We start from the raw sequence: 9,647 nt of genomic DNA on the forward strand, positions 1-9,647 counted from the left end.
TTCCACGGCCTCGATAGTGCCGTGTGTGCCGCCGCCGCGCCAGCTGCCCCTGTCAGCGCGGCTGTTCCCGGTCCAGCGGGATTTCCAGATGCACGGTCTGGAATCCGTCGTGGGGGCCGCGCGCGTCGTGCACGACCCGGCCGAAGGTGAGCCAGAACTCCAGGGCGCCGGGTGTCCGCGCGTCGGTGTGCAGGTACAGCTTCTCGAACGACGACGTGGCGCGCACGTGCTCGATCGCCGCCGCGACCAGCCGGGTGGCCAGGCCGCGCCGGTGGTGTTCGGGCCGGACGTAGACCCGGAACAGCTGCGCGGTGGTCGCGTCCGGATAGGCCAGGGCGAGCTCGGCCGGATGCGGTGGGTGCGCGGGCCCCTGCGCCCGGACCGCGGTGGTCGCGACGATCGCGCCGTCGTGTTCGGCGACCCAGAGCCGATGGCGGGGCTCGCGCAGGTACGCGTTCTCCGGATCGATCACGTCCTGGTGGTATTCGGGCAGGTAGCCGATGCCGAACACGCGATAGAAGGTGTCGAGCATGACGCTGCGCGCGCCCGGCAGATCCGCGAGTCCGGCGGGCCGGACGAGATAGTCGGTGGTGGCGGTGGTCATCGCACCCGCTCCAGTTCCCGGTCGAGCACTTCCAGTCCCTCGACCGCGACCGGTCCCGGCCCGGTGTAACCGAAGGGCGCCACGATGATCCGGTCGTCGCGGATCGCGCGCAGCCCGGCGAGTTCGGGTCGCTGACGCAGCGCGGTGCGGACCGCCTCGGGCGTCTGATCGCCCTGGGTGAGCAGGATGATCACCGCCGGATCGCGGGCGATGAGGGTCTCGGTATTGGCTTCGAAGTTGCGCTTGTCGATGCCGCCGTAGATGTTGTCCAGGCCCAGGATCTTCATCTGGGCGTCGACGGTGCTCTTGGCCCCGTAGGCCTTCAGCTGGGCGCCGTCGCGGGAGATGATCAGCGCCGCGGCCGGAATGCGGGCGGCGCCTGCCGGATGCCGCTGGGTGACGGCGTCGACGCGGCGCTGTAATGCGGTGACCTCGGCGTCGGCGGCACTCGCGGTGCCGAAGAGCTTGCCGTAGAGGGAGATGTCGGCGAACACGTCCTCGAAGGTGCCCGCCGCGTCGCGGCAGTAGCCGCGGGTCACGATCAGCGGGATGTTCACCTGGGCGAGGTCGTCGGGGGTCACCGAGAGTCCTTCGACGCTCACCACCAGGTCGGGGGCGCGGCTGATGATCTCCTCGCGCGCGAGTTCCGCGGTCGGCGCGGTGATTTCGATGCCTTTCAGCCGATCGCCGTATTCGCCGGGGAAGGCGGCGGCTTCGAAGGTGCGGGTGACGATGCGATCGGCCGCGCCCGCCGCGGCGATCAGCGGAGCGGCGATGGACCCGACGGTGACGACGCGCTGCGGCGGCGCGGTGAAGGTGACCTCGCGACCGCAGCTCGAGATCGTCATCGGGAAGCCGTCGGCAGCCGGGGTGGTGGCCGGGGCGGGCGTGCCGCACCCGGCGACGACGGCACTGGTGAGCAGGGCGAGAACGGGCAACGTCGCACGGCGCGACGCGGAGACACCTGAGAACACGGTGATCGGGTTTCCTTTCGTGGAGCGAAGAATTCAGGAGGCCGGGGCCTGGAAGCGCCGGATCAGGATCAGCAGCAGGGGCGCGCCGACGGCTGCGGTGACGATGCCGATGGGCAGCTCGCGCGGCGCGAACACCGTCCGCGCGGCCACATCGGCGACCACCAGAAACAGCGCCCCCAGCAGCCCGCTGACCACCAGCAGCTGTCGGTGCGCCGCACCGGCGCAGAGCCGGGCGACGTGCGGCACGATCAGCCCGACGAAGCCGATGGCACCGGCCACGGCCACCACCGCGCCGACGGCCAGCGCGACGATCAGCAACGCCCACAACCGGATCCGGTTCGGGGCGACGCCGAGCGTGCGCGCGGTGTCGTCGCCCGCGGCCAGCGCGTCCAGGCGCGGAGCCAGCAGCAGCACCGCGACCGTGGTCACCGCGACGACGGCCACCGTGGTCGCCACCGAGGACCACGCGGCGGGTGCCAGCGAACCGAGCAGCCAGAACAGCACCGTCCGGGCGCCTTCGGGCCGGTCGGAGGCGAAGATCAGGAAGCTGGTCGCCGCGGCGAAGATGTAGCCGATCGTGACCCCGCCCAGCAGTAGCCGCAGCGAGGTGAGCTGTCCGTTGATCCGCGCGATGACGAACAGCAGCGCGGTGGCGGCCAGCGCGCCGACGAACGCGCTCGCCGCCAGGGCCGTCGCCGTCGTCGCCGCGGTGATCCCGAACAGCAGATACACCGCGGCGCCGGTCGAGGCGCCGGAGGTGACGCCGAGGATGTGCGGGTCGGCGAGCACATTGCGCACCACGGTCTGCAGCACCGCACCGGTGATCGCCAGTGCCGCCCCGACGAGCGCGCCGAGCAGCACCCGGGGCACCCGCACCAGCCAGACGATGGAGTCCTGCGCGGCGGTCCAGTCGGCCGTCACCGGGTGCCCGAGGGTGTGGTGGCCGATGATCCGCGCGACCGTGCCCGGCGGCACCGCCACCGGCCCCAGCCCCGCGGCCACCAGCAGGGTCACCACGAGCGCGACACCCAGTACACCGGCCGGCAGGAGCGCGCGCCGCCGGTGCCGGGCGTGGTCGAGATCGTCGACCGTGGGTGGGATCGTGAGCGTCGCGGTCATCGCGCAACCGCCTCTCGGTTCGCGGGCGACGGTGCGTCGTCGCTCGGTGGGTCGGGATCGCCGGGGTCCGCGGTGGATGCTCGCGCCTGCACCGATCGGTCGGCCGGGGCGGCCGCTGGTTGGTTGGCCCGGGCGGCTATCGGTTCGTCGGTGGGGCCGAAGAGGAGTTGGATCGCGCCGAAGGCGGTGGTCCGGCGGACCGGGATGCCGTAGACGGGCTCGAGGACTTCCGGGGTCAGGACGTCGGACACGGTGCCCGCGGCGGCGACCCGGCCGCCGTCGAGCAGGACGAGCCGGTCGCAGTAGCGCGCGGCCAGGTTCAGCTCGTGCAGCACCACGATGGTGGTGGTCGCGGTGAGGCCGCGGACCAGGCCGAGCAGTTCGTGTTGGTAGCGGATGTCGAGGTGGTTGGTCGGTTCGTCGAGCAGCAGGTGGTCGGCCTGCTGGGCCAGCGCCCTGGCGATCAGGACGCGCTGCCGTTCGCCGCCGGACAGGGTCGCGAACCGGCGTTCGGCCAGCGCTCGCGCCCCGACGTGGTCGAGCGCGGCCGCGGCGGCGATCCGGTCGGCGCGTGCATACCCTTGGAACGCACCGACCCACGGCGACCGGCCGAGCAGCACCGTCTCGGCGACGGTGACCGGGGTGTCTGGCGGGGATTCCTGGGCGACCACGGCCAGCCGGCTCGCGAGCGCCCGGCCGCGCAGCTGGTCGACCGGCGTCGTATCGATCACGACGGTGCCGCCCGCCGGGCGCAGCGCGCGATACATCAACCGCAGCAGGGTGGACTTGCCGGACCCGTTCGGCCCGATCAGCCCGATCGTGCTGCCCTGGTCGACCTGGAAGGTGATGTCGTCGAGGGTCGTTCGGCCGTCGTAGGTGAAGCGGATCTGGTCGACGGTGATCATCGCGGTGTGCTCTCTGCTCGGGGGTGGGACGACAGGTGGGCGCGCTCGCGCGGCGGCGTGTCGACGGCGGGCCGCCACGAGTGGTGCACCGTGACCGAGCAGGCGAAGCCGTCGCAGATGCGCCGCGCGGCGAGAACCTGCTCGCGCAGCCGGGAATCGCTGTCGGCCAGCAGGATCCCCGTCGTGGTGCCGCTGTGCGCGACGACGACGCCGAGCGCGCCGATCGCGCGCGCCGCGCGGATCGTCGCGTCCAGATGCGGCCGGTCCCGCAGCGTCGCGCTGAGCACCGCGCTGCGGGTGGCGACCGCCCCGACCCCGGCGAGGTCGCCGCGTGCGACCGCGACCGTCAGTTCGCTCAGCAGCCGGTCGTATTCGCGCTTGTCGGCCGGGCCGAAACACGGCCCGGCGCGGTTGAATTCGACGGTGTCGACCGCACCGCCCTCGTCGCCGGTGACGATGGTCAGCGGCGGCAGCGTGCCGAGCCGGGCGAGCAGCCTGACCTCGCGATGGAAGTAGGCGACGGTGCCCGGATACATGACGCCGTCAGAGGGTTCGATGGCGCGCAGGTCGGCCTCGAGTTCGTCGACGGGCACGGTGCGGCCCTCGGCGTCGGCGACCGCGCGAGCGGTGGCGACGAGGTCGGCGGTGGAACTGGCCAGGCCCTTGCCCTCGGGCAGTTCGCTGTGCAGGGTCAGCCGTCCGCCCCGCAGCACCCGGGACCGGGCGACCATCGCGCTCGCCAGCCTGCGCGCCTTCGACTTCTGTTCCGGCACCACGGTGATGCCGTCGCCGCCGGGCTCGAAGACGGCCACGGAGCCGCGCCGGATGGGCAGGGTGACCAGGAAGTGCCGATCACGCGCGGTGACGCCTTGCAGCAGTTCCCCGCAGCTGCCGTAGGCGCGCCCGACGCCGATCCCGGACGCGGTGAGGTCGGTGGTCATCGGTGTCACCGCCGTTCGCCGGGAGAGTCGCCGCTGGGTACCGTGGCCGCCGACGCCCCGCGAGAGGCACCGCTACGGGTGGCGCCGGGCGCGCGGGCCGCGAGATCGGGAGTTCCGCCGATGCCGGTGGAGCTGGGAATGCGGCCCGGGGGAGCAGGAGGGGCATCGCTACCGGTGGCGCCGGGCTTGCGCGTGGGGGAAGTCGCAGGGGCGACGGCATCGGTGGCGCCGGGCATGCGCGCTGGGGGAGCCGGCGGGGCGTCGGTGTCGATGGTCTCGGGGCCGGGGCCGGGGCCGGGGCCGGGGCCGGGGCCGGGCAGCACGTCGTGGTGGTGCAGGCGTAGCAGGGCGAACGCCGACAGCAGTCCCGCCGCGGCGCAGAGCAGGGCGGGCGGCCAGGTGAGTGGTCCGCCCGCGCGATCGAGTACCCAGCCGATCACCGAGGTGGCCACGACCGTGAACACCCCCGACGCCAGATAGAACGCACCGAAATACGTTCCGGTCAGTCGATTCCCGGCGAAGCGGCCGATCGCCTCGTTCACGAACGGTTGCACCGCCGTCACACCGAGAGCCAGCAGCACCGCGGCCGCCACCACAGGCGCGACGCGGATCACGGTGCCCACCAGACCATCACCCGCCGCCGCGACCAGCCCCGCCAGGGCGGGTGGCAGCAGGAACGACAGACCCATGATCGCCATCCCGAGCGCCATCGCGGGCCCCCGCCGCGATCGGCGCGCCAGCACCGTGGTGACCCGCACCTGCAACGCCACCACCGCGATCGTCTCCACCACGAACAGCGCGGCCACCGCGGCGGGACCGTGCCCCGGCCCCGCGCTGTCCTGTGCCTGCAGGGTGAACACGAAGTAGATCTGGCTCTGCAGCGCGAACATCGGCATCAGGGCGAGGGTGAAGGCCCAGAACCGGCGATCGGTGAACACCGTCGCGAAGTCGGCCCCGACGCCGCCGTCGTGCCGGGGCACCGGACGGGCGGGCAGCAGCAGCCACTGCACCACCGCGAGCACCGCGAAGATCGCGGCCGCGACCAGCGCGGATATCCGGAAGCCCGCCGCGATCAGGACGGTGCCGAGCACCGGACCGATCGCCGAGCCCGCGTTGCCGAACACGTTGAACAGCGCGAACGCCTGCGCGGAACGGGCACCGCTGTCGCGGGCGATGAAGGCCCGGACCGCCGGATTGAACAGTGCCCCCGCGAAACCGGTGAGCACCGAGGCCGCCAGCACCACCGGCAGCGACCCGCCCACGGCGAACAGCGCGAAGCCGAGCGCCCGGACGGCGAGTCCGGTCATGATCACGCCGCGGGCGCCGAGCCGGTCCGCCGCCGAGCCGCCGACCAGGAACAGTCCCTGCTGGCTGAGATTGCGGACCCCGAGCACCACACCGACCACCGCGGCCGACAGGGCGAGGTCGTCGAGGAGGTACTCCGCCAGGAAGGGCACCAGCAGGTAGAAGCCGATATGTCCGACAAGGTGATTCACCAGCAGCAGCCGCACCGCACCCGGCATCGCGCGGAACGTGGCCGGCCCGTTCATCCGGCGGCCCCGCCGCGCGACCGCGAACCCGGCGCGGCGGCCGGCGAGCCGGATCACGCCGTCACCTCCGCGGCGGGATCGCGCACGATCGCGCAGCGGCCCCAGCCGGTCACCTCTGACCCCGTGGGCGATTCGAGCTCTGCCGGTGCGTGAGCGTGCGGGCCGAGCAGGTTGTTGGCGTGGCACCAGTCGTCGTCGTAGATGGTGCGCAGGTAACGGTGCGGCCCGTCGGGAAACACGGTGAGCACCCGGGCTTCCGGTGCGCGGTCGGCGGCCCAGCCCGCGACCAGGGCGGCGGCGCCCGTGCTCCAGCCGCCGGCGATCCCGGTCGAGGCCGCGAGCCGACGGCACGACGCGACCGCCTCACTGGCACCCACCCAGTGCACCTCGTCGAAATCGGCGTAGGCCACATTGCGGGGCAGGATGCTGCTGCCCAGACCGCGCATGAGTCTGCGCCGGTCGGGCTGGCCGAAGATGCGGGAACCGACCGCGTCCACCCCGATCACCCGCAGGTGGGGCCACCGGGTGCGCAGTACCCGGGTGAGCCCGGCGCAATGTCCGCCCGAGCCGATCGAGGCGACGAGCACATCGACGGTGTCGACCTGGTCGAGGATCTCCGCACCCATCGCCTGGTAGCCGCCCGCGTTGTCGGGGTTGTCGTACTGGTCGGGCCAATAGGCGCCCGGTGTCGCGGCGAGCAGTTCGGCGAGCCGGTCCAGCCGGGCGCGCTGCCACCCGCCCGTCGGGTGCGGGGTGGCGACGACCTGGAGGGTGATCCCGAAGGCCGAGAACAGCGAGCGCAGTTCGGGTTCCAGCTCGTCGTCGACCACGAGCAGGACCGGATGCCCGAGTGCCTTGCCCGCCAGCGCCAACCCCAGACCGAGGGTGCCGCTGGTGGATTCGATGATGGTCGCGCCCGGCGCCAGTTCGCCGCGGGCCGTAGCGCCCCGCAGCATCGACAGGGCCGCGCGAGCCTTCATGCCCGCGATGCTCGCGGCTTCGAGTTTCGCCGTGTACCAGCTGCTTTCGGTGGCGATCGGCACGACGGGCGTACCACCGACGAGCTGGAGCAGGGCGGGCTGCGGTGTGGTCATGAGCGCTCTCGATAGGTGACGACGGTGCTGGGTCCGCCGTCGAGGGAGAAGAACGGGTACGGCTCGGCCGAGATCGCGTGCACGCCGGCGCCGAGGAACCACGGCAGCACCGCGCTCCCGGTCTGGGCGAACAGCACCAGCGGGAGACCACGATCGACGGCGATAGCGCGCAGCGTGTCGAAACTGCCGTTACCCAGCGTCATTCCGGTGACCAGCAGCGCGTCGAAGTCCGGCGGGGCCGCCGCGACGGACTCGTACACGGGCTCACCCCATTCGGTGACGCCGCCCGCGAGGTCACACGGCAGATACTCGATCGCCCGCGCCCGTAGTTCGGCCAGCAGCGAGCCGACCACCCCGACGACCAGCACCTTGCCGACCCCGGCGGGCAGCAGGTCGACCACCGCCATGGCCCGGCGACGGGACTTCGTCAGGGAGGTCGGCCCGTCGATCACCACCGGTTCGCCCGTCGCCCCGGCCGCGCGCGGATGCGGCCGCGTGTGCATCAGGTAGGCGTCCAGGGCCGCGATCCGGACCTCGGCGCGCGGATGGGCGAGCAACTCCGCGATCGAGGCCGCGACGCAGTCGTCGACGAGTTCGGTGGTGGCCGTGCCGGGTTCGAGCCCGCACGAGCCGACGGCCGCGCCGAGCCGGATGCTCAGCACCTCGTTGCGGTAGCCGCGGGTCCGGCCTGGGTGGTGGGTGCCGTAGGTGGTGCGGAACGCGGTCGAGGCGTGCAGGGACGTGGCGTCGGGCCCGAGCAGGCCCGCGCGCGCCCACTCGGTGAGTTCGGCGACCGAGGGGGGACAGGCGGCGACGGTCATGCCGGACCACCCGGCGCGGCGAGCTCGAAGCGCAGGTCTGCGATCAGTTTTCGGGCCGGCTCACCCGCGCCACCGGGCGCGGTGTCGGTCACCATGACATGACCGAGGTAGCTGTTGTTGTCGGTCGCCGGCCGCACCCGCGTGCCGAGCGCCGCGAGGGTGTACTCCACGATCCGGGGATCCTCGGCCCAGTGGGCGGCGCCGTCGATGCCCGTGAGTTCGCCGGTCCCGGTGGGCACGGCGAACGCGACCGCCGCGCTCGCCACCGCGGTCGGGCGAGGTGTCAGATCCGGGACGCCACCCGCGGCGACCTCGGCATAGGTCGCGGCCAAGTCGATTCCGGTCACCCGCCGGATGAGTTCGGTGATGCGGTTGCCCGCGGGCCGCGGGTTCACCTCGATCAGGCGCGGGCCCCGCGCGCCCAGCTTGATCTCGGTGTGCGCGACGGTCGCGTCCAGGCCCAGCGCGGCGACGGCCGCCACCGCGAGTTCGACGACGGCCGCCGTCTCGGTGTCCGACAGCGCGGCGGGAAACATGTGACCCGCTTCGATGAACGCGGGTTCCCCGGTGAGCTGCTTGTCGGTCACGCCGATCACCGTCGTGCGGCCACCCACGGTCACCGTCTCGACGCTGAATTCCGGTCCGTCGACACACTCCTCGAGCAGCACCCGTGGTGAGCGGCGCTGGCCACGCGCGTTCACCGGAAACCCGGCGATCCGGTCCACCGCGGCACGCAGCTCGGTCTCGTTCTCGACGCGGCGCACGAACATCCCGCCGCACAGATCGACCGGCTTCACCACCAGTGGATAGCCGAGAATCGCGGCGGCGCCGACGATCTCGTCCCAGTCCTGCGCGATCTCGAAGGCGGGGCCCGCGACACCGGCGGCGTGGCAGAGCTGTCTGGTCCGGTACTTGTCACACGCGTCGGCCACGGCGGTGCGCCCGGCGCCCGGCAGGCCGAGGTCGGCGGCGATCGCGGCGACCGTCGGCAGGTAGTAGTCGCAGGAGGTGAGTACGCCGTCGAAACCGAAGACCTCGTGCAGTTTTCGCACGTAGGGCAGCAGCGTGGCCTCGTCGTTGGTCTCGGCGGTGAACACGTTGTCCGCGGCGAGCAGGGGGTGCGGGGTCGGTGTCCCCGGTCGGAGGTAGTGCGCGAGATCCCTGGTCAGGAAGCTGAACCTGTGCCCGGTGTCCTTGATTCCCGCCGGGAGCAGGGTGCTCATCGAGCCGACCCAACTCTCCACCATCAGCAGATGTCCCACGTAGCCTCCCAGCCTCGAGCAAGGTGCTAATGATAACCATTATCGTTAAGATGCGACAGTCGAGCGCTCGCTCGATCGGAAATGATGAGGAAGACGCATGTTGATGAGGAAATTCGTAGTGCCCGCCGTGCTTTCGCTGGCGGCGTTGACGGCCGCCACCGGGGCGGCGCACGCGCAGGCGCCGGAGCGACCGGTGTCCTTCACCGCCCACGCCACCGAGACCGCGTCGATCATCGAGATCGAGCAGGGCTCGCTGGTGGTGGACAACGGGGCGCTGCAGGTGCGCGACACGGCGGGCACCGTCGTCGCCGCGACGCCGCTGACCTTCGCCGTCGACGATTTCGAGTTCCCGATCGCCGCCGAGATCACCGGCCGCA

Annotated in this window: 9 protein-coding genes and 1 pseudogene; 1 reads left to right on the plus strand and 9 read right to left on the minus strand. The window is 72.3% G+C overall.

Features of this window, described 5'->3' with window-relative positions; genetic code table 11:
• Nucleotides 1-52 precede the first annotated feature (52 nt).
• The 9 genes from V8688_RS20220 to V8688_RS20260 are packed head-to-tail and all read right to left on the minus strand — an operon-like array spanning nt 53 to nt 9,270.
• The gene (locus tag V8688_RS20220) at nt 53-604 is read right to left on the minus strand and encodes a GNAT family N-acetyltransferase (protein WP_218716567.1); all 552 of its coding nucleotides are present in this window, start codon (nt 602-604) and stop codon (nt 53-55) included.
• Nucleotides 601-1,578 carry an ABC transporter substrate-binding protein gene (locus tag V8688_RS20225; RefSeq protein WP_218716566.1) on the minus strand — a complete coding sequence of 326 codons (978 nt, stop codon included), beginning with the start codon at nt 1,576-1,578 and terminating at the stop codon, nt 601-603. The genes V8688_RS20220 and V8688_RS20225 overlap by 4 nt, the downstream gene beginning before the upstream one ends.
• A gap of 33 nt (nt 1,579-1,611) precedes the next feature.
• Nucleotides 1,612-2,697: an iron ABC transporter permease gene (locus V8688_RS20230; RefSeq protein WP_342801460.1), complete on the minus strand. Its 1,086-nt coding sequence runs from the start codon at nt 2,695-2,697 to the stop codon at nt 1,612-1,614.
• Entirely contained in the window at nt 2,694-3,602 is a 909-nt protein-coding gene (locus tag V8688_RS20235; protein WP_342801461.1) for an ABC transporter ATP-binding protein, read from the minus strand. Before V8688_RS20235 ends, V8688_RS20230 begins: the two co-directional genes overlap by 4 nt.
• Complete coding sequence (locus V8688_RS20240) at nt 3,599-4,543, minus strand: hypothetical protein (protein WP_218716564.1); 945 nt, start codon at nt 4,541-4,543, stop codon at nt 3,599-3,601. Before V8688_RS20240 ends, V8688_RS20235 begins: the two co-directional genes overlap by 4 nt.
• Before the next feature lie 5 nt (nt 4,544-4,548).
• The gene (locus V8688_RS20245) at nt 4,549-6,150 is read right to left on the minus strand and encodes an MFS transporter (RefSeq protein WP_342801462.1); all 1,602 of its coding nucleotides are present in this window, start codon (nt 6,148-6,150) and stop codon (nt 4,549-4,551) included.
• Entirely contained in the window at nt 6,147-7,187 is a 1,041-nt protein-coding gene (locus V8688_RS20250) for a pyridoxal-phosphate dependent enzyme (protein ID WP_218716562.1), read from the minus strand. The genes V8688_RS20245 and V8688_RS20250 overlap by 4 nt, the downstream gene beginning before the upstream one ends.
• Nucleotides 7,184-8,008: a hypothetical protein gene (locus V8688_RS20255; RefSeq protein ID WP_218716561.1), complete on the minus strand. Its 825-nt coding sequence runs from the start codon at nt 8,006-8,008 to the stop codon at nt 7,184-7,186. Before V8688_RS20255 ends, V8688_RS20250 begins: the two co-directional genes overlap by 4 nt.
• Nucleotides 8,005-9,270: an ATP-grasp domain-containing protein gene (locus V8688_RS20260; protein ID WP_218716560.1), complete on the minus strand. Its 1,266-nt coding sequence runs from the start codon at nt 9,268-9,270 to the stop codon at nt 8,005-8,007. The genes V8688_RS20255 and V8688_RS20260 overlap by 4 nt, the downstream gene beginning before the upstream one ends.
• Nucleotides 9,271-9,373: 103 nt before the next feature.
• Here V8688_RS20260 and V8688_RS20265 point away from each other — a divergent pair.
• Nucleotides 9,374-9,647 (plus strand): annotated as a pseudogene (locus tag V8688_RS20265) (hypothetical protein); the annotation flags it as partial.

The organism is Nocardia sp. No.11 (assembly GCF_038752175.1).
Classification (GTDB): Bacteria; Actinomycetota; Actinomycetes; order Mycobacteriales; family Mycobacteriaceae; genus Nocardia; species Nocardia canadensis.